Raw genomic sequence first — 21,551 nt, 5'->3', positions numbered from 1 at the left:
CTTATATTTTATTTTCAATTAAATCAACTATTTTTTTACACTGCGCAACCGGGTTTTTATAATTTAAAATAAAATCACGTGCTTTTTTACCTTTTTCAATTAATGTTTTACTATCCATTTGCAGTATACATTTAATTTTATCTGATAAAGTTTTTATTGATACACCATCTAAACTATAACAATGCTCATAATATTCTTCTGGTATACCTGGTAACTTATAAATGAGCACAGGCACGCCTGATGCCAAATATTCCATTGTTTTTGACGGGAAAGAATATCTGGTAAACTCTCCTTCAGCCGTGCGCGGGTTTACGAGTAATGATGCCTGCGTTTGCAATTGCAAAACTTGTAATCTTTCTAAAGATCCATTATAAATTATATTAGGATTATTCTCAGCAGCTGCCTTTATTTCATCTTTGGCATCTCCGTCTCCGCATATAATTAATCTTGCTGTTATATTTTCTAAAACGTTAAATGCAGCCAGTAAATTTAATATCCCATAACGCCGTGCTAAAGTACCCGTATAAAGTATAGTTTTTATTACTAAATCATTAGCGGTAGCGGTGCTGCTAATATCCACATTATCAAAAATACCCTCAATTACCGTAAACGGCTTTTTTTCGGGCAATTTTTCCATCATATACGGGGTTAACAATATATACCCGTCTGTTTTTTTAAAAAGCTTTTGTAAAGCATTATATGTATAGTTCTTAAAGATTCTATAAAAAACATTATTGGGGCCTCCCATAAATTGCGGCAAGTCTGGCAGAATTAAAACCACCTTTAACTCATTAAATAATTCCTTTGAGTTAATTGCAGCTTTTAAAAATGGTAAAAAAGCAGAGTATACTATAATAACTTTTTCGCCTTTTGTATTAAGAGCCCACTTTTTTATCTCTCTTTTTGCACTTAGGTAAATATCAATATTTTTTAGCCCTATAAGATTAAAATAACCAGGATTTATACCAGTAAACCCCGACATCGAGCCAAACGCTATTCTTTTTATAATCGGTACTTTATACAAAATAGGGTAAGACCCTACAAATGGAAAGTTTAATACCGTTAAATCATCATAATAGGTACCTAACCCTTTTACAAATGACCATTGCAGGGCATCCGCAGCAAATTGTATATTAAATTTACTGTTTGAAACAATTTCTTCACGTATCTCACTGGGAAACAAACCCGTTAAAAACAGCACCTTTTTAGACATATTTAGCTATGATTATCTTTAGATACGCTGTCTAGAAAACTACTGATAGGTGTTAAATAATTTTTATAATCAAACAGTCGTTTTTTTAAAATATTATTTTTCATAGTACTAATTTGGAACTTGTTTAGTGATAACGGTATTATTAGTGAGTTACAAAATAAACGAGTATTAGTAGTGTCTAAAACGTATCCGGTTTCTCCATTTTTTAAGTAATCTGTAATGTTACTTGATGCGTTTGCAAGTATAGGTATTCCGCATGAAAAAGCTTCCACAAACTTGGTTGGAAAACCAGCTGTATTAACCAAATTATTATCCCTGATAAATATGGCATAATCAGCTCTTTTTACTTGCATAAGGGCATCCTCATGAGACAGCCTTCCCTTAAAAGAAACAAATTTATCAATATCATTTATAGGTGGCTGTTTGTTAAAACTATTCAGATATTGTTCCTTTGTTAAACCAATAACGTTTAATAATAGTTTATTTTTTATGCTAACTCTTATTGTACTTAATGTACTAATTATTATATCTATTCTATCTTTTGCCCCCACACCCGGCGAGCCTGCGTAAACAAGTTTGATAGCGTCATCTTCATCCTTTAAAACATTGGCCGCCCATTTCACTGATGCCAAATCTACCATTGGAGGCAACTGGATTACATTTTTCATACGGGGTGCATAATAATCATATAGATACTTGCTTATGGCAATAACACCGTCAAGTTTGCGCTGCACAACTCTCATTCTTAAAAACGTATCAGCACCTTTTACAATCTTAAAAAGTATGTTTCCTTGTGGCACATACCATTCTGTACAATCTGAGATAAGGGCTATATTATTCTTTTCACATATATATTTTAATCTTAAAAGCGCAATAGCAGGGTAATTGTAAGCCACAATAAACTTCAAGTTATTGAGTAAATCCATTATTGACTTTACATCATTTATACTTAGCATATACAAAAACCAATCAATAGTATTTACTGGATACTTTAATCGATAATATGTAAACCCCTCAAAAATATCTTTAGTATCTTCCAACTTCGTTATCTTACTAACTGCACGATCGGAGCTTAAATAGTAAACAGAATATCCAAGATCTCTGAATGCCTTTCCGTTAGCAATAACACGTTGTGCGGCTGCATTTTTATCAGGTAGCTCAAACCCGCCTATATATAGTATCTGTTTTTGATTATTCATTAACAATGTTATTTAAAAACTGTAATAGCTTTGCACATTGAAATTTATAATCAAAGTTATCATTGACATATTTTTTCGCTTTATCTGCAACTTCTAATGCCGCAGGATAGTTCTCAATAATGTATTTAAGTTTCACTGCATAATCTTGTGGGTCATTAGGTTTGGCTAACCACCCGTTAACCCCGTTAGTAATATAGTTAGGTATCTCGCCTACGGCAGTAAGTAGTGTTGGTACTCCCACTGCCATATATTCACCCAGTTTCGTCGGGAATCCGCCAGCAGCTCTTTTCGTATCAGGTTGAGAGGATACGAGTATATAGCTGTTTTTTAATATAAACGGCACTTCATTATTATTAACTTTACCTTTAAATAATATTCTTTTCTCTAAATTGTATTTTTTTATCAAGGCTATTAACTTTGCTTTATCAATTTGCGACGGTGCTCCGTAGAGATGAAATTCAATATCTATAAATTTATCAGCTATTAGATAAAAGGCATCTATAATATTGTCTACGTTATCTTTAGACAGTTCCATATTGCCCATGTAACACAAATGTTTTTTATTTTCATGTGTATCACGGACATCTGTAAACTTTGAGATATCTACCACACTGGGTAGTATGAAGCTATTTTTTTTGACTATGCCGTTATAAAATTCTTTTAGAGATTGAGTCATGAAAATCATTCCAGATACAAATTTCAAACTATTTTTAAACAATAATTTGCGCCAAAATGATATACTTGTTTTTAAGTAAAGTCTAATAGGTACGGGAAACTCATCTGCGATAAACACAATTTTCAACCCGATTGTTTTCAGGGCAGGAATAAATGCATACAATATCCTAAACCAATCTGAGCTAATAATGGCTACGTCAAATTTTTCCTTCCGATTTTCTTTTATTAGTACCCTAATGGCCTTATAACAATAAAAAATATGGCTAAGTTTTCTAATAAGCTTATTTGAAGGGTACGATCGAGAACCAGGGTAATGGTAATTAATACCATTAACACTTCCGTTAACGGGTAATTTTTTTTCTATGCTATCAGTAGGAAAGTAAATAAAAATATCAACCTTAACAGCCAATTCAACCAACCCCTTAGAATAAGTTAGTATACGGTTGGTTGGTGCTAACCCATCCGGGAATGAATAGCCGCATATTATTGCAATCCTTTTTAATTTATTGGGAGACACTTTGCTTTTGATAATATTTCAACCTTCTACTAATTTGTTTTAACCGCACATTAGGAGCCATAACAATTGTCCCCCATATTATAATAAAAAAATAAAAATGGCGCACCGTTATATCCTGAGAAAAGGCAAGTATCAGCAAAAGCACAAAGAGGCTATACCCAATGATTTTTTTATTTGAATAAGCCCCCATGATATATATACAGGATCGGCACAAAACTATATAGTAAAGCAATCCATATATAACGCCATATTTTACAAAAACAAAAGTAAGCCCGTTGGCAGTAGACTCGGCATCGGTCAAATCTGCAATATATCTTGAAGCACCATCACCTACGCCTGTAAAAGGATATTCACTGATTACCTGATAATGAATTAATGTAGCACCAAAACGGCTAGCACCTGTTTTATCAGAATATTGATTTAATATTTTGGTCTTTAATATATCAAGGTTGGCAATATAAATAGAAGCAATAACAATAGCCAGCACATATAGCAGGCTTAATTTGGAGTTTGAATAAAAGATGGAATAAACTAAAAAAATAAAAATAAGTGCTATATAACCTGTTGTGGAAAATGTAGTTACAATTGTAGTTATAAGGATAATGTTACGAATATTAATGAGCTTTTTGCTAATTACTATATTAAAAAATAACGCAACATTTATAAATACAGCAAACATACCGGGCTCCCAAAAGGGCCCTGAATTACGATTATATAATGACGCATAATTTTTAAAATTATAAATTATAATATTTCTGTTTTCTTCGCCAATGGCTAAATCATTATTATTATCATTTAATGATTTAAACATAGGCGCAATCTTAGTACTTATTATGGCCATAAATGGCTCAACATAAGTCAACGGAAAAAAGATAAGGCTAATGATACTAAAAATCAATACAAGTTTTATATACACATGTATGAATTTATCCCCAACTACTTTTGATATAAAACCATACGTCAAAAAAGCGACTAATAGTGATATTGATGTTAAAATGTTTTTATTATACCCTAAAATTGTTTGAATTAGAGATAATATAAAAAATGGAATAAGTATAACAAGCAAGCCTTCGCTAATTCTGTACCCTTTTTTAGTAAAGAATATTCCGGAAATTACAAAAACAGGCACCAGCAAATAATTTTGTGCTCTATAAAAAAACTCGAACCCGGTTAAAGCCATTATAGCTAAAATCAAAAAGGAAGGAATCCACCCCACAGGCTGCTTAGAGCGCGCTTGTACACTCATTATATTTGTTCATCTAATTTAAACCGTTTGTCCATTGTGCTTTTTAGTTCATAATTTAAATAAATACAGCGTATCAACATACCTATTGTAATTATTAACACAACACCTGATGGATCAATATATTTTTTTAGTATGTATACCGCGAATATTGATACCGCCGCTATTAAAACACCATATGTTGCCTGGCCCTTAAAAAGAGACATACCATTTAAAAAAACACATATAATTGTATTCCATATCGATAATATGATAAAAAACACACAAAAAACGGTCATCTGAAAAGATGGTAATACAGCGTAATTATGTGTCCATAACAGTATCAGCCATTTACTGCTAAAAATTAGCAGTAAAAATATGGGTATACTAATTTGAATAAATAACCGGTTAATTCTTTTATATAAAGTATTAAGCCAAACAGTATCCTGTTTTGAGTAAGCATCTGATACGGCAGGCCACAGTGGCATAAACACCATATTAACAAACAGTATAATAAAGTTTAACAAACGCATTAACACAAGATATTTAGCACTTTCTTTCAATCCGTAATTTGATGAAATTATCATCGGGGTAATACTGCTTACCAAAAAAATTGCTATAGCCGCTCCAAGGCCTACAATACCAGTTCTAAAAATTCTTTTAAATAATACTTTATCGACGTTTTTAAACTGGAATATAAGGTAAGGGTACTTTCGATACAATAAAAATACACCAATTGCAAGCATTAAATTTGGCAAACCACTTGATACCAATATGATAATAGAAAGAGACTGATTAGTTTTTACCGCCCAAAACAATAAAGCCAATGATATGACCCTGGATATTACCAATATAATGCGTGAATAATAACCCTGCTGATATGCATCAAAAACACGTTGAACTAATCCCGAAATGATACCAAATGACAATACTAAAAATACAGATTGCGTTGTAGGTAAAATTTCTGATGCGATACTATTATCCTGATACTTAAATATTGTAGCCAAATTTATAAATGGCAATACCAAATAAGATATTGCTATCAATATTGTAAATATAACTCCACCAAATGCTAATGTTGTAGCAAACGCTTTAGTAAGCTTATTTTCATCATTTTCGGCTTTTGCGTATGACATAATATTTTGCATGCCTATACCCATACCAAAATCGGAGAACGTCACAAATAGTAATATTGATGATAAGGTCATCCAAAGGCCATACCTTTCATTCCCTACAGCTTTTAAAACTAACGGTACACTTATAAGGGCCGTTAGCATTTGTATACCTTGTGCTAAAAAAGAAATCGTTGAGGTTTTTATTGCCTGTTTGTATCTTTCATCACTGATATTCTTTATTTTTTTTATCAGTTTAATCATTTTTTACTTATGAAGTTGCTAATTACTTTTAGTAGCAGCTATTGCTGTGCATACCATACTACAGCAATCTCGAGGCCCTTTTTAACAGATATTTGGGGCTTGTAGTTTATCAGACTCTCAGCTTTTTGTATATTAGCTAAACTATGTTTCACATCGCCACGGCGTTCTTGTTGATAATTTGGTTCTATATTAACATTATTCAAATTGCATATGTATGCCCACAACTGGTTAAGCGTTGTTCGTTCGCCAACAGCAATATTAATAACTTCATGGTTTTTGGGCTCAATTAAAAGTGCTTTAATATTTGCTTGTACAACATTTTCAATAAATGTAAAGTCGCGGCTAGTTTGTCCGTCACCGTTTATGGTTACTATTTCCTTTTTTGCAGCAGCATTTATAAACAATGGTATTACAGCAGCGTATGCACCACTAGGATTTTGTCGTGGGCCAAAAACATTAAAGTACCTCAAACCTATTGTATGAAAGTTGTATGTTCTGGAAAAAACCGATGCGTATAATTCATTTACATACTTTGTAACTGCATATGGCGATAGCGGATTGCCAATTTTATCTTCTACCTTGGGTAAGCTGGGATGATCACCATACGTGCTTGAACTTGCTGCATATACAAAATACTTTATGCCTTCATCCTTACTTGCCAGCAATATATTTAAAAAGCCGCTTATGTTTACATCATTGGTTGTTACAGGATCATTAATAGAACGCGGTACTGACCCTAAAGCTGCTTGATGAGATACGCAATCTATACCATTTACCGCGTTCCTGCATACTTCAATATCCCTGATGTCGCCCTCTATAAGTTCAAAAGCTGGGTTTGCTAAGAATGGCTTAATATTTTTTTTATACCCTGTAGAAAAGTTGTCTAAAACTCTGACCTTTTTTGCACCGTATTTTAAAAGGTATTCTGCAATATTAGACCCTATAAAACCGGCGCCACCGGTAATTAGAAAAGATATATTACTTAAATCTCGGGTATGGTAGGGGGTGTTATACATTTTATGTATAAAATTAAATATTAAAGCCTTGCAGATACGCTGTTTCTAGGTAAAATGCCTTTTACATCGTAAACTACATTATTATTTTTACATAATGATTGGATATCTAAACTTACAAACTCATTATGTGATACAGCAAGGATAATGGTGTCATATAGTTGCTCGGCAACTATTACTTTTGTTGATTTCCAACCATACTCATGTTCAACTTCAGCGGGGTCTGCCCAGGGATCGTATACGGTAATATTAGTATTGTAACCCTTCAACGTATTTAAAATATCTATTACCTTGGTATTTCTTACATCCGGGCAGTTTTCTTTAAACGTTATTCCTAATACAAGTATTTCGGAATTTTTCACGGGGATCTCCTGTTTAATCATCAGTTTGATAACCTCGTGTGCAATATACTCTCCCATGCCATCATTTAATCGGCGGCCAGCTAAAATAATTTCGGGATGATACCCCGCTTCTTGTGCTTTTTGAGCCAGATAATACGGGTCAACGCCGATGCAATGCCCGCCAACAAGACCAGGTTTGAATTTTAAGAAGTTCCATTTCGTAGCGGCCGCCTGTAAAACTTCATCTGTATCTATACCTAAGCGATTAAATATCTTAGCTAATTCATTAACAAAAGCGATATTAATATCACGCTGTGCGTTTTCAATGACTTTTGCGGCTTCTGCAACCTTTATTGAAGGGGCTTTATAAGTACCCGCTGTGATAATTGAATTATATAAGCGATCAACAATATCCGCCGTTTCCGGTGTCGAGCCGGAAGTTATTTTAAGAATTTTAGAAACTGTGTGCTCTTTATCTCCAGGATTAATACGTTCAGGAGAATACCCAGCAAAAAAATCGATATTGAATTTCAATCCTGATATTTTTTCAAGCACAGGTACACACTCATGCTCCGTAACACCCGGGTATACGGTTGATTCATATATTACAATATCACCTTTTTTTAACACCTTACCTATGCTCTCGCTGGCTTTATATAACGGGGTAAGATCTGGGCGATTATTCTTGTCAACAGGGGTTGGAACAGTTATAATGTAAATATTACAATCAGCGATTTTATCCAGGCTACTGCTAAAAGATAATCCTATTCCACTATTATGAAATTTTGATAAAACAGAGCCAAGTAATTCATCATCAACTTCTAGTGTAGCGTCATGTCCGTTGCTTAGTTCGGTTATACGTTTTTGGTTTATATCCAAACCTACAACCTTATATTTTTTTGCAAATTCAACAGCCAGAGGTAGTCCTACATAACCTAGGCCTATTACTGCAACTCTATTTTTTTCTTGTTGATTAATCTTATTAGTTGACATATATATAGCTAGTTATAATTTCAATCCAAACGGTATTTTAACGTTATAAATATCCTTACAAAAATAATTTTTCTTATAGGATTTACTCTTCTTGATAATAACCTCCATACCCATATCCATATCCATATCCATATCCATATCCATATCCATATCCATATCCGCCTTTATTATCAATAGAATTCATTACCATGCTAAGATTCGAAAACTTCTTTGTGCGATTTAAATTTTCTAAATTACGGATATGAGCTTTTGCTGTATAATTATGACGTACTATATAGAGTGTAGCATCTACATACGGAGCCAATATTTGGGCATCTGTTACCAGGCCTACTGGCGGAGCATCTAATAATATATAATCAAAGTTTTCTCTTAACTCATCTATAAGAGTCTTGATCTTGCCATTTAAAAGCAACTCTGCAGGGTTAGGCGGGATAGGACCACAAGTAATAATGTAATAATTTTCTTGCTGAGGGATTCTTTTTATAACCTCTTTGCTGGAAATTTCGCCTATCAAATAATTCGATAAGCCCTTTGCATTATTAATCTCCAATCCCGCGTGCAATTTGGGTTTGCGAAGATCAAGTTCGAGGATTATAACTTTTTTTCCTGACATAGCCAAACTTCCACCTAAATTAAGCGAAATAAAAGATTTACCTTCACCACTTATGCTGGATGTAAATAATAAAACTTTTTGAGTTGCTTGAGGAATAATAAAGTTAAGATTTGTTCTTAAAGCCCTAATCTGTTCCGCCACCATTGATCGGGGTTTACTTGCAACAAGTAACGCTGATGAATCGTCAGAATGCGATATTTCTGATAATATAGGTACGCTTGTAACACTTTCAACATCAGATCTTTTGGATATTCTAAAGTTCAAAATATCCTTTATATAAATAATAATTACCGGAATTACTATTCCCAGAATTATGAATACCAAAAATGTTAATTGTTTTATAGGTTTTACGGGGTTCCTTGAACTTTTTGCGTCATCAATCGTTCGGCTATCTGCCTCTGTAGAGGCTAAAGAAATTTCTGTTTCCTCACGTTTTTGCAATAAATAAGTAAACAAATTGTTTTTAATTTCTTGTTGGCGCATAACATCTATCAACCCGCGTTCCTTAGCAGGTACATTACTAATAATTCCCTGAAATGATGCATTCTTATTTTCTAAAAATCTTTTGGTACTAAGTAAACCGGCCTTTGTATTTTGTACTGATTGACCTATTGAAGAAACCAACGTTTTTATTTGATCATTTAAAGAAATAATAACGGGGTTGGTGTCAGGTATTGTTTGTAATAAACTTTGCTTTTTAAGTTGAATTTCGCCTAATTGGCTTACTAAACCAAGTAATACAGGATCTTCGATACCTAACATAGATGGTACGCTACTATGTTCGCTAAGTACATTTTGCAGATAATCTTCCATGTTTTTCAACAAACTAAGCTTAATATTTACCTTACTTAGCTCACTGTCATTACCTTGAACCGTCTCTAAAAAAATTTGCGATTGAGCGCTGATATCCGTTATTTGATTGCCTGATTTATAATTTTCCACCTTTTTTTCAGCAGTACCCAATTCATTTTGCAATTTATTTAGTCTGTCGTTAATGAATGCCAAAGTGGTGGCAGTTACTTTATTTTTGTCTTCAACAGCAGCTTTATTATACTCAAATACCAACCTGTTTAATATATTCTCTCCCTTTTCGGGTATAGGTGATTCAAGTGTGATAATAAGTGCGGTTCCTTGCTTACTAACCGGAGAAACATTTATAGCATTAGTATATTGATCGATTAAGTCGTCTACATTGTTGAATTTAATCTCAACAATACTTTTAGGAGAGTATTTGGTACCGGGGTTAGGGGTAATCAAAATTATCCCGGCATCTATCTTAATTGGCTTATCAATGGCGTAATTTTTACTATTAATTTCTATCTGATTAGGATTTAATAACCGCATCTGATAAATAACAGTATAATCAACCCAGGATGCTGGTTTCATTAATTCAACTTTAAAAGGAATATCAGCGTATATTTCATGTCGCCTGACACCTAAAGTACTATAATAAGAACTTTGTAGATTTAATCCTAAAACAGCTTTCTTTAAAATAGTTTTAGATTTTAAGATTTGAACTTCATTATCAATTATCTTATCGGAAGAAAAAAGATTTAAATCTTTTAGAAGATCATTTTGCCCTCCTAAATTACCCTTATTATCTTTTATTAAAAGATCCGTTTCGATTTTATATAAAGGTGTACTAAATCTTATATAGGCATAGCCCAAAAGTATTGCAATAGTCAATGAAAATGCGAACCATTTCCAATAAGATAAATATTTAAAAAAAAATTCTCTGAAATTTGGCTCGTTTTGATGTTTTTCAAAAAATTCTATGTCCTCGGTGAGATTGGTCATTTATTAGATAATAAAAAGATTATCGACGTGCGTAAACAAAAATGATAGATATGAATGAAAGTGCGCTTAATAACACAGGTAATATCTGATAAACTTTATCTGACTGTGCTATTTTTCCTTTGCCTGGTTCTACATATACTACATCGTTAGTATGTAGGTAATAATAAGGGGAAGTATACAGTTCACGCGTGCTTAAATTAACGGTACCAAATTCTTTCCTCCCATCATTGTCGCGGATAATTAGTACGTTTCCGCGATTAGCAAAAATTGTAAGGTCACCTGCCATACTTAGGGCTTCAGGAAGTGTTATTTTCTCATTTGGTATAACATATACAGATGGTCGGGCAACTTCGCCCATTACAGATATTTTATAGTTAAGAAACCGAACATTTACAGTAGGTTCTTTTAAGTAAGTTTTTAGGCGTTCTTTTATAAGATCCCTAGCTTCAGAAGTATTTAAACCCGCAACTTTTATAGACCCAACAAGCGGTAATTCAATATTGCCTGCAGGGTCAACAAGTAAACCTGGGGCTACGTTTTGTGTGGAAGTGTTGGATCCGGGTATCTGAGTTACCGAATTAGCATCAGTATTTGGGCTTGTAGGCAGTGATGAATATGGATTAAAAAAACTACTCGCCATCGGGTTAAGAGAACCAATATTAATGGCAAGTATATCAGCCGGCTGGATTTTAGGTATATAAGCTTCAGCTACAGCAATCGTATCCATTTGACCAATGCCTTTTTGAAAATATGCTATTTGTTTTCGACTAACACAAGATGTCAAAACAGAAATAACAGACAGTATCAAAAAAAAATTAAAGTAGATATTTTTTTTCATGTGATATTCAGTGGTATTTAGCGCAAAAGTAGATTTTTTTATTAATTAAACCAATGTTAAATAAGCAACTTCGGCTTAAACGCGGTTGCTTTGTATTAAAATAATACAAATGGATTAGCGTCATTTTCAAAATAAAACACAGCCAAATACCAATTAAACATAGCACTTTATTAAATACTTGTTTGAATGCGAGATATAAACATATTAACAAGATAATTGTTTTATTTAATTAAAAAAATCGTCTTTTAGGTCGTCAATTTCGCGGCGGTCGCGCTTTGTAGGGCGGCCGGTACCCCTGTCGCGAGTTAATAGCGGCGCATGGAACATTGATTTAAAAGCGGTTGTTTCTTCCTCAGGCGTCACATCCTCATAAAACATTACGGCGTTTTTAGCATCGGTGCGGCTTTCCAATAAACCGGTAACTTTAAGCACACGTTTATCCGGGCCTTTTGAAACAGTATACACTTCGTCCACCTTTACCTCGTGCGATGGTTTAATATTATTACCCGCCAGTTTAACCCGGCCGGCCTTACAGGCATCAGATGCCAAAGTGCGCGTTTTAAACGCACGGATAGACCATAAATACTTATCAATTCTTAATTTTTCTTTCTCAGCCATGGCGCTCTCTATATTCTTGATACTACAATCAAGCAAATCTCCTTAAAATTCCTTTAATTTGACAAAATTTAAATTCTGTAATGATCGACCTTAAAAAAATGATTGAGGATGCCTGGGATAACCGCACCCTTTTAAGTGAAAACGACTACATTAATGCCATAAATACCGTTATTGAGCGCCTTGATAAAGGTGAGATACGTGTTGCCGAACTGATTGGCAGCCGCTGGCATACTAACGACTGGATCAAAAAAGCCGTTATATTATACTTCCCTACCCGCACTATGGAAGAAATTAAATTCGGCCAGTTTGTCTTTCATGACAAAATGAAACTTAAAACCAATTATAAGGAACTTGGGGTGCGCGTAGTGCCGCTCGGTGTTGCCCGTTACGGTGCATACCTGGCTAAAGGTGTTATTATGATGCCCTCGTATGTAAACATTGGTGCTTATGTTGATGAAGGCACAATGGTTGATACCTGGGCTACTGTAGGTTCATGCGCGCAAATTGGCAAGCATGTTCACCTTAGCGGTGGTGTTGGTATTGGTGGCGTGTTAGAGCCGGTACAGGCAGCCCCTGTAATTATTGAGGATAACTGTTTCCTTGGTTCACGTGCTATTGTAGTTGAGGGTGTACACGTGGAAAGCGAAGCTGTGTTAGGCGCTAACGTGGTTTTAACAGCATCTACCAAAATTATTGATGTAACCGGCCCCGAGCCAATTGAATATAAAGGCCGTGTACCGGCCCGTTCGGTAGTTATACCCGGCTCGTACACTAAAAAATTCCCTGCCGGCGAGTACCAGGTGCCTTGTGCTCTTATAATTGGCAAACGTAAAGAATCTACCGATAAAAAGACATCGCTTAACGATGCTTTAAGGGAGAATAACGTAGCAGTTTAAGTATGAGATTAGAAGCCCCTCCCCACCCTCCCCGGAAGGGAGGGCTTTCTAATAAAGTGTCCCCTTCCGGGGGAGATTTAGAGGGGGCTTATACATGAAAATCCTGATTCGCCTGCCCAACTGGCTTGGGGATGTGGTTATGAGCACAGCGTTCATCCATGCAGTGCGCCAGCTTTATCCCGATGGGTCAATCGATGTTATCATCAAAAAAGAACTGGGCGGCATTGCCTCACTTATCCTCGGTTTAAACAAGATCCATCTCTTCTCAAAACAGGAATACAATGGCCTTGGCGGTGTTTATCGCTTTGGTAAAACCTTGCGTGCAGAGCGGTACGACATTTTTTTTAACCTGCCGCATTCCCTATCCTCCTTGGTACTAGCCTGGGCCAGTGGCGCTAAGCGGCGCATAGGGTTTAATAAAGAAGGCGGCATATTTTTGCTAACGCGATCTTTTAATAAACCTGCTAACCTGCACCGGGTGGATGAGTACGTTTACTTGTTGGAACAATTCGAAGGAAAAACCATCGCTGAAAGGCAGGTTAACTTAAAAGTAGATAAATCTACTGATACTAAAGAAACAGTTATTATCAACTTTAACTCAGAAGCTTCATCGCGCAGGATGCCGTTAAAAAAAGGACGCGATATTATTAACACGTTAACCAATACCTTTAAAGATATAACCTTTGCTTTTGTTGGCTCCCCAAAAGAGGCTTCCTTTATAGATGATTTATTAATTGGACTTGATAATCCCGACAGGTTACAAAACATTGCCGGCAAAACCAATTTAAAAGACCTCGCCGGAACCATGGCCAACAGCAAAGCTGTTTTGACAACGGATTCGGGTCCGGCACATTTAGCAAATGCTGTTGGTGCGCCTACTGTAGTATTGTTTGGCGCGGGCGATGAAACCAACACCGCGCCCTACAACAAACAGAACCTTCAAGTTATTCGTTACGGCAAGCTGAAATGTGAGCCCTGTGTGCGCAATACCTGCGAATTATACGGTGTACCAAGGTGCATGGAAATGCTTGATGAAATAAAAATAATAAAAGCATTAAGTTTGCACCTCAATCATGCTTAAAGACGAAGTAAACAAGGCACTAAAAATTGTGCAGGATGGTGGCATTATCCTATACCCTACCGATACCATATGGGGTATTGGCTGCGATGCCACCAATACCGAAGCCGTTAAAAAGATCTACGCCCTTAAACAACGCGAAGAAAGTAAAAGCATGATCATCCTGCTGGATATCGACAATAAACTGCAAACCTATATCAACGAAGTACCCGATATTGCTTACGACCTGATAGAATATGCTGAAAGCCCGTTAACACTGGTGATGCCTGGCGCTAAGAACATCTCTTCGGCTTTGATTGCTGAGGATGGTAGTGTTGGCGTAAGAGTGACAAGTCACCCATTTTGCCAGCAACTAATACAGCGTTTACGCAAACCTTTGGTAAGCACATCGGCCAATATAAGTGGCCTGCCATCACCAGAATATTTTGGAAAAATAGACCAGGATATTATTGATGGTGTTAATTATGTGGTTGACATTGAACAATATAGCACCGAAATTAAGAAGCCATCAACCATTATGCGGTTGAATCCAAATGGCGGTTTCGAATTTATCCGCCGTTAATTTTTATATAATCGCTAAATTTGCGGCGTAATACAAGCCTGTTCGCAGCATCCTTATGAAACAACACCTGCAACATCCGGTATTTTCTGTTATTTCTAAACTTGCTGCCGAACAAAACGTAGAGGCTTATGCAATAGGCGGTTACGTGCGCGATATTTTCCTTAACCGCCCTTCTAAAGACATTGATATTGTAATTTTAGGGAACGGGATAGCGTTTGCCGAGGCTGTTGCCGCAAAGCTAAATGTTAAGGTGTCTGTATTTAAGAATTTTGGTACAGCCATGCTGCGCTACCAGGATGTTGAAGTTGAATTTGTAGGTGCCCGTAAGGAAAGTTACCGGTCCGATTCGCGTAAGCCTATTGTTGAAAATGGCACTTTGGAGGACGATCAAAAGCGTCGCGATTTCACCATAAATGCACTCGCAATCGCCCTTCATAGTTCACAATTTGGGGAATTAATAGACCCATTTGAAGGAATTGCTGATTTGGAGGCAAAACTCATTCGCACGCCCCTAAATCCGGTCGAAACTTTTTCTGACGACCCGTTGCGGATGATGCGCGCGATCCGTTTTGCCAGTCAGCTCGATTTTAAAATTGACGACGAGGCTATAGCCGCCATCAAAAGCAACCTGCACCGCATAAAGATTGTGTCGCAGGAACGCATAACCGATGAACTGAACAAGATCATCCTGTCGCCCAAACCATCAATAGGTTTTAACTACTTGTTTGATACGGGGATGCTGAATATCATTTTCCCGCAGATGGTTGCGCTTTACGGCGTAGAGATCATAAACGGAAAAGGACATAAAGACAACTTTTACCATACTCTGCAGGTGCTTGATAACATCTGCGAAGCTACCGACGACCTTTGGCTGCGCTGGTCGGCTATATTGCATGATATTGCAAAACCCCCTACCAAACGCTTCGAACCAAGCCACGGATGGACGTTCCATGGGCATGAGGATAAAGGCGCGCGCATGGTTCCCAAGATCTTCGCGCAGTTGAAACTGCCGCTTAACGAAAAAATGAAGTTGGTGCAAAAGCTGGTACAACTGCACTTACGCCCTATTGTACTGTCGCAATCTATTGTAACGGATTCTGCCGTGCGCAGGCTGCTATTTGAGGCCGGCGATGATATTGAAGCGTTAATGCTGCTATGCAAAGCAGACATCACCACCAAAAATGAATATAAGGTTAAAAAGTACCGCAACAACTTTGAACTGGTACAACAAAAGTTGAAAGCCGTTGAAGAACGCGACAACATCCGTAACTGGCAGCCGCCGGTTACCGGGCTGGATATTATGCAGCTTTTTGGTATTGGCGAGGGCCGCGAGGTAGGGATCATCAAAAATAAGATCCGCGAAGCGATACTGGAAGGTGAGATACCAAACGAGCGCGAAGCTGCAATAAACTTTACAATTGCAAAAGGGCAAGAAATTGGCTTGAAAGTTGTGGCGAGCACAAATTAATTTATCATTACTACTTTTACAAAAATTACTTAAAAATGGCACTATACAGGTTCAGGGTTACTTTTGAAGATTATGACGACGTTTCCCGGGATATCGATGTAAAATCTAACCAAACATTCGAGGATCTTCACAAGGCAATACACCAGAGCACCGGTTACAGCCCTGATTTTGCGTCTTCTTTTTACATCAGTAACGACCAATGGATGAAGGGTGAAGAGATCACCTACATGCCAAACCAAAAACGTATCGACCGTAAGATCCCTTTGATGGAAAAAATAAAGCTGAGCAGTTTTATTGACGATCCGCATCAAAAATTCTACTATACCTTCAATTTCGACAGGCCTTTTGATTTCCATGTAGAGTTGATGAAGATCATCCTTGACGACGCACCTGGTGTTACCTACCCTACTGTTGTACGTTCGGTTGGTGAGGCGCCAAGGCAATTTGGCAATGTATTTAACCCTGCTGTGGAAGCCGTTGAGGCACCTGACGGCGATTTCGATTTCCTTAACGAGATGGCCTACAACCATGATGATGCCGATGAGTTTTCTGAAGTTACCGACAACGGTGTTGAAGATACTGTTGAAAAGAAAGTTGACAACGAGGAAGAAGAAGACGAATTTGGGTTTGGTGATGATGCCGAATTTGAAGATGAAGATAAACCCGGCCGCGACGACTATTAATTAGCTGATGGCCTGTAGTTCATGGTTCATAGTAAAACCCTAAAATATTAAACATGGCAGCGATCATGATTCTATCAACTATGAACCATGAACCTTTAAATAATAAAACCCTTATTGTAATTGCCGGCCCTACGGCCTCGGGTAAAACCGCGGCGGCTATTAGTTTGGCGCAGCATTATAATACAGTTGTTGTTTCTGCTGACTCCAGGCAATTTTTCCGTGAAATGTCTATCGGCACGGCTAAACCTACCGATGAAGAGTTAGCCGCAGCCCCACATTATTTTATTAATTCGCATAGTATTACCGAACCATTCTCTGTCGGCGATTTTGAGCGCGAGGGAATGAAATTATTAACGGAGCTTTTTGAAAAGCATGATGTCGTTATTATGGCAGGCGGCTCAGGCTTATATATCCGTGCCATTACAGAAGGCTTTGATGAATTGCCAACCGCTGATCCTAATATTCGCGACCGCCTCAATACCGAACTCGCCACTAACGGCATTGCAGCCCTCCAGGAACGATTAAAAAAAGCCGACCCCGTATATTACGCCGAAGTAGATATCAGCAACCCACAACGGGTTATAAGAGCGCTGGAGGTGTTTGAAGCTACAGGCAACCCAATATCATCATTTCGTACAGCTAAAACACATAAACGCCCCTTCAATATCATTAAGTTTGGGTTGGATATGCCCCGCGAACAATTATACGACAGGATAAACCGCCGCGTGGATCTTATGGTGAAAGATGGCTTGTTAGAAGAAGTGGCCGCTCTTAAGCCGTTTCGCCGGTACAATGCGCTAAATACAGTGGGTTATTCAGAACTGTTCGACTTTTTTGATGGCAAAACCGATATGGACACGGCAATTGATAAGATCAAACAAAACACCCGCCGCTTCGCCAAAAGGCAGCTAACTTGGTTCCGTAAAGATAAAGATATAATTTGGACCATACCTAACATGATGTTAACATTGCTAGAACATTGAATTAACTTGATATTTATTGTTTATAGTTTAAAGAAATTTTGCTTTCTAATGACTTGATTATTATATATCTTAGCAGTCTAATATATATAATAAATTAATGACACCTCCTACTATTAACAGAAGAGCCTTTATTAGTTCTTTGTCAGCTTTTCTTGTGCTTGTTGGCTGCAAAAAATCTGATCCAAAACCAAGTACTACTATACCAACTACAAACGGAACTACCCCACACGTTATACCGCCTACTGTGTATGATCTGGAGCTATACGGTGCAACTGAGTTAGGACCTGCTATAGCAACACTTCCTGGATATTTTTCGTTACTGACTTATGGATATAGTGATAAAACTTCATATTATCCGGGCGACGATGTAATCCTGTATCTTACTGGCCCTAAAAGTGAAAGTAAACTTATTATTTTAACTGATATTGCAGGGAAACAAGTATATAGCTTTTCAACATCCATAGAAAGGCAAAGTATTAATAACACAAAGCCATGGAAAAACGGTTTTCTATTTAATAAAACCACAACTTTTACTTTACCAGTAAATTTAAAAAGCGGGGTTTACAAAATATTAACTGGTAATAATGTTCATGAAAAAATTATTATAATTTGTAAAAGCAAAATCAAAAACACTGATTTGACAGTTGTTTATCCTATGAACACAGACAATGCCTACAATATTTGTGGCGGCAAGTCTCTTTATGGCCCTACCCATTCAGATAGATCAACCGTAGTATCATTTGAAAGATATTTTCAGTTTCCGACTGATTACACTACCGGTTTTACAAAATGGGCTAATATGCAGTCATACTCAATAAATTATATTGTTGATACCGATCTTGAAGACTACAATGTAATTGCAAATTCAAAAACATTAATTATAATAGGGCATAGTGAATATTGGACGCGAAAAGCGAGGATCAATGCAGATATGTTTGTTGCATCTGGTAAAAATATGTTGGTATTATCCGGTAATACGATGTGGTGGCAAGTAAGGTATGCACAAAACAAAACATTAATGATTTGCACAAAGGATGCGGCTTATGACCCTATAGGAAACTCTGTTTACTCAACTATACACTGGTCCGACGACATTTTAAAATATCCTATAACACAAAGTATCGGTGCAGATTGGAACGGTGGGGGGTATGCTAATCAACTGCCAAATAGATGGAACGGTTTTAAAGTTACTAACGCAAGTTCACCATTATTTGAAGGCTTAAATTTGAAAAACGGTGATATTATTAAGCTTCCGTCATACGAGGTAGATGGCGCCCCTGTGGTAAAGACTATTCTGCCAGGCTCATCAGAAATACCGGTAATTGATAATAAAGTTCTTCAATTTAATAAAGTTGAACTTCTTGCGTTCGATTTTGCTACAGGCGGACCTCAAAAAAATGGGTTAGCAACTTTTATTGTATTTAAAAAAACTGCTAGTTCTGGTACCGTGGTAAACGTTGCGACAATGAATTGGTGTTCTCCTACAGGTATGGGTGGCGATGATGCTAATAAAATTTGTCAAATCACCAAAAACATGATCGATAAATCCTTAAGCGATGCTACGCTTTTCACAAGCTAAGCACCCAAGGCTATAACGCTACAAATTATTACAACAGCTGATTTAAAAAATATTAGACCAGCTGTTGTAAATATTGGCCATAACCACTCTTAATATACTTATTGGCCAATACCTGTAATTGTTCGGCATTTATATAACCCATTAGGTAGGCTACTTCTTCGATACAACCTATCTTTTTAGCCTGGCGTTTTTCAATCACGCGCACAAATTCGGTGGCATCGCTTAACGAGTCGAATGTACCTGTATCAAGCCATGCTGTGCCCCTATCCATTACACCTACATGCAGGTTGCCCTGCTCCAGGTAAACACGGTTTACGTCGGTTATCTCGTACTCGCCACGTGGCGATGGGTCAATATTTTTAGCTATCTTTACAACACTATTATCGTAAAAATACAATCCCGGAACAGCAAATTTCGATTTTGGTTTCAGCGGTTTTTCTTCGATAGATATGGCGATGTTGTCTTTATCAAATTCCACTACCCCATAACGCTCGGGATCCGCTACCGGATAGGCAAATATAGCCGCGCCATTTACATCATTAAAGCTTTGGATAAGCTTGCTAAAGCCCGATCCGTAGAAAATGTTATCGCCCAAAACTAACGCAACCTTATCATCGCCAATAAATTGCTCGCCAATAACAAAAGCCTGGGCAAGTCCGTTCGGGGTTTCCTGTATAGCATACTCAAAGCGACAGCCAATCTCCTCCCCGGTACCTAAAAGGCGCACAAAACCGGGGTTATCCTCGGCAGTGGTGATGATCAGGATTTCGTTTATACCGGCCAGCATTAAAACCGAGAGCGGGTAGTAAATCATCGGCTTATCATAAATAGGCATCAACTGCTTACTTATGGCCTTAGTTATAGGGTAAAGCCTTGTGCCCGATCCGCCTGCTAATATGATACCTTTCATTTTTAATTAGTGATTTTGTGTCCCGATAGCTATCGGGATAGTGAGTTACTGAATTAGTGATTTCCTATCAACTTTACGTATCGTAAGACTATTAAAAGCCTCTAATTAATTTTGTTGTTTAAGCCTGCCGATGCAAATTGCAAGGCTTTCTCTCCAATACGGAATTTGCAGGCCAAATGTTTGTTTCACTTTCGTTTTATCCATTACCGAGTAGGCCGGCCTTACCGCGCGGGTCTTGTATTCGCTGGTTGGCACGGGTATCACTTTTACATCGGTGCCCGAGAGTTCGAAGATCGCTTTCGCGAAATCGTACCAGGAGGCAATGCCTTCGTTACTGTAATGGTAAATGCCGTAAGCAGTGCTGTCCGACTGAATAATATGTATTATAGTCTCCGCCAGATCTATAGCGTACGTAGGTGTACCTGCCTGGTCGGCAATTACCTTAAGTTCGTCTCGTTCGGCGCCAAGCTTAAGCATGGTTTTTACAAAGTTGTTGGCAAATTCAGAATATAACCAACCCGTACGTATGGTGAAATACTTATCAAGCAAATGCGGGATAACACGCTCGCCATCTAGTTTGGTTTGGCCGTAAACGCTAACAGGCTTTGCTTCGCTGTCTTCTTTTAACGGTGATGATCTATCGCCTTTAAATACAAAATCGGTAGAGGTATGAATAAGCGTAACATCGTATTTGCTGCATAATCTTGCCAGGTTTTCTACCCCGTTTACATTTACTTTAGCGGCGGTTTCGGCATCGTCTTCGGCTTTATCTACAGCAGTGTATGCAGCGCAATTTATGGCGTAACTGGGTTGAAGTGCTGCAAACAGCTTCTCCAAGCCTTCAACATCTAATATATTGGCTTCGCCTTCTTCGGGGAAGATGAAATGATCTAAACCTTTATCAACAACAAGTTTTTTAAAACATTGCCCCAACTGTCCCGAAGCACCAAAAACGATTATTTTACTCATAATATATT

At 37.2% G+C, this 21,551-nt stretch carries 19 protein-coding genes; 7 read left to right on the top strand and 12 right to left on the bottom strand.

Going from position 1 to position 21,551, the window contains the following annotated elements:
- Window position 1: 1 nt before the first annotated feature.
- From RHM67_RS06010 to RHM67_RS05965, 10 genes are all read right to left on the bottom strand, one after another.
- The gene (locus tag RHM67_RS06010; RefSeq protein WP_322231195.1) at window positions 2–1,213 is read right to left on the bottom strand and encodes a glycosyltransferase; all 1,212 of its coding nucleotides are present in this window, start codon (window positions 1,211–1,213) and stop codon (window positions 2–4) included.
- A gap of 2 nt (window positions 1,214–1,215) precedes the next feature.
- Window positions 1,216–2,412: a glycosyltransferase gene (locus tag RHM67_RS06005; RefSeq protein ID WP_322231194.1), complete on the bottom strand. Its 1,197-nt coding sequence runs from the start codon at window positions 2,410–2,412 to the stop codon at window positions 1,216–1,218.
- Entirely contained in the window at window positions 2,405–3,604 is a 1,200-nt protein-coding gene (locus RHM67_RS06000) for a glycosyltransferase family 4 protein (protein WP_322231193.1), read from the bottom strand. The genes RHM67_RS06005 and RHM67_RS06000 overlap by 8 nt, the downstream gene beginning before the upstream one ends.
- On the bottom strand, window positions 3,591–4,850 hold the full coding sequence (locus tag RHM67_RS05995; RefSeq protein ID WP_322231192.1) for an O-antigen ligase family protein: 1,260 nt from the start codon (window positions 4,848–4,850) through the stop codon (window positions 3,591–3,593). Before RHM67_RS05995 ends, RHM67_RS06000 begins: the two co-directional genes overlap by 14 nt.
- A complete protein-coding gene (locus RHM67_RS05990) occupies window positions 4,850–6,202 on the bottom strand; it encodes a lipopolysaccharide biosynthesis protein (RefSeq protein WP_322231191.1) in 1,353 nt (450 codons plus the stop codon). The genes RHM67_RS05995 and RHM67_RS05990 overlap by 1 nt, the downstream gene beginning before the upstream one ends.
- A 38-nt stretch (window positions 6,203–6,240) precedes the next feature.
- Window positions 6,241–7,218, bottom strand: coding sequence for an SDR family oxidoreductase (locus RHM67_RS05985; protein ID WP_322231190.1), 978 nt, complete (start codon window positions 7,216–7,218; stop codon window positions 6,241–6,243).
- A gap of 20 nt (window positions 7,219–7,238) precedes the next feature.
- A complete protein-coding gene (locus tag RHM67_RS05980) occupies window positions 7,239–8,549 on the bottom strand; it encodes a nucleotide sugar dehydrogenase (protein ID WP_322231189.1) in 1,311 nt (436 codons plus the stop codon).
- 82 nt (window positions 8,550–8,631) lie between these two features.
- A complete protein-coding gene (locus tag RHM67_RS05975; RefSeq protein ID WP_322231188.1) occupies window positions 8,632–10,959 on the bottom strand; it encodes a GumC family protein in 2,328 nt (775 codons plus the stop codon).
- Window positions 10,960–10,978: 19 nt separating this feature from the next.
- Entirely contained in the window at window positions 10,979–11,797 is an 819-nt protein-coding gene (locus RHM67_RS05970; RefSeq protein WP_322231187.1) for a polysaccharide biosynthesis/export family protein, read from the bottom strand.
- Between the two features lie 225 nt (window positions 11,798–12,022).
- On the bottom strand, window positions 12,023–12,415 hold the full coding sequence (locus tag RHM67_RS05965; RefSeq protein WP_322231186.1) for an RNA-binding S4 domain-containing protein: 393 nt from the start codon (window positions 12,413–12,415) through the stop codon (window positions 12,023–12,025).
- Window positions 12,416–12,495: 80 nt separating this feature from the next.
- Between RHM67_RS05965 and RHM67_RS05960 the strand changes: the two genes are divergently transcribed.
- The 7 genes from RHM67_RS05960 (at window position 12,496) to RHM67_RS05930 (ending at window position 19,664) form a co-directional block, all read left to right on the top strand.
- Complete coding sequence (locus RHM67_RS05960; protein WP_322231185.1) at window positions 12,496–13,311, top strand: 2,3,4,5-tetrahydropyridine-2,6-dicarboxylate N-succinyltransferase; 816 nt, start codon at window positions 12,496–12,498, stop codon at window positions 13,309–13,311.
- A 94-nt stretch (window positions 13,312–13,405) separates the two neighbouring features.
- The gene (locus RHM67_RS05955) at window positions 13,406–14,392 is read left to right on the top strand and encodes a glycosyltransferase family 9 protein (protein WP_322231184.1); all 987 of its coding nucleotides are present in this window, start codon (window positions 13,406–13,408) and stop codon (window positions 14,390–14,392) included.
- Window positions 14,385–14,951 carry an L-threonylcarbamoyladenylate synthase gene (locus tag RHM67_RS05950; RefSeq protein WP_322231183.1) on the top strand — a complete coding sequence of 189 codons (567 nt, stop codon included), beginning with the start codon at window positions 14,385–14,387 and terminating at the stop codon, window positions 14,949–14,951. Before RHM67_RS05955 ends, RHM67_RS05950 begins: the two co-directional genes overlap by 8 nt.
- Window positions 14,952–15,006: 55 nt before the next feature.
- Window positions 15,007–16,419, top strand: coding sequence for a CCA tRNA nucleotidyltransferase (locus tag RHM67_RS05945; protein ID WP_322231182.1), 1,413 nt, complete (start codon window positions 15,007–15,009; stop codon window positions 16,417–16,419).
- A gap of 35 nt (window positions 16,420–16,454) precedes the next feature.
- Window positions 16,455–17,102 (top strand): IS1096 element passenger TnpR family protein, encoded by a 648-nt coding sequence (locus RHM67_RS05940; protein WP_322231181.1) that lies wholly within the window; start codon window positions 16,455–16,457, stop codon window positions 17,100–17,102.
- A 53-nt stretch (window positions 17,103–17,155) separates the two neighbouring features.
- A complete protein-coding gene (miaA, locus tag RHM67_RS05935) occupies window positions 17,156–18,085 on the top strand; it encodes a tRNA (adenosine(37)-N6)-dimethylallyltransferase MiaA (protein WP_322231180.1) in 930 nt (309 codons plus the stop codon).
- Between the two features lie 97 nt (window positions 18,086–18,182).
- Entirely contained in the window at window positions 18,183–19,664 is a 1,482-nt protein-coding gene (locus tag RHM67_RS05930; RefSeq protein ID WP_322231179.1) for a N,N-dimethylformamidase beta subunit family domain-containing protein, read from the top strand.
- Window positions 19,665–19,716: 52 nt separating this feature from the next.
- On the opposite strand, the gene rfbA is transcribed toward RHM67_RS05930, so the two are convergent.
- A complete protein-coding gene (gene rfbA, locus RHM67_RS05925; protein WP_322231178.1) occupies window positions 19,717–20,574 on the bottom strand; it encodes a glucose-1-phosphate thymidylyltransferase RfbA in 858 nt (285 codons plus the stop codon).
- Between the two features lie 105 nt (window positions 20,575–20,679).
- The gene (gene rfbD / locus RHM67_RS05920) at window positions 20,680–21,543 is read right to left on the bottom strand and encodes a dTDP-4-dehydrorhamnose reductase (RefSeq protein WP_416182867.1); all 864 of its coding nucleotides are present in this window, start codon (window positions 21,541–21,543) and stop codon (window positions 20,680–20,682) included.
- Window positions 21,544–21,551 lie beyond the last annotated feature (8 nt).

This window comes from Mucilaginibacter sp. 5C4 (assembly GCF_034345625.1).
GTDB classification, from domain to species: Bacteria; Bacteroidota; Bacteroidia; order Sphingobacteriales; family Sphingobacteriaceae; genus Mucilaginibacter; species Mucilaginibacter aurantiaciroseus.
Note: the sequence above shows the minus strand (reverse complement) of the source record. Positions and strands in the feature narration are given on the sequence as shown.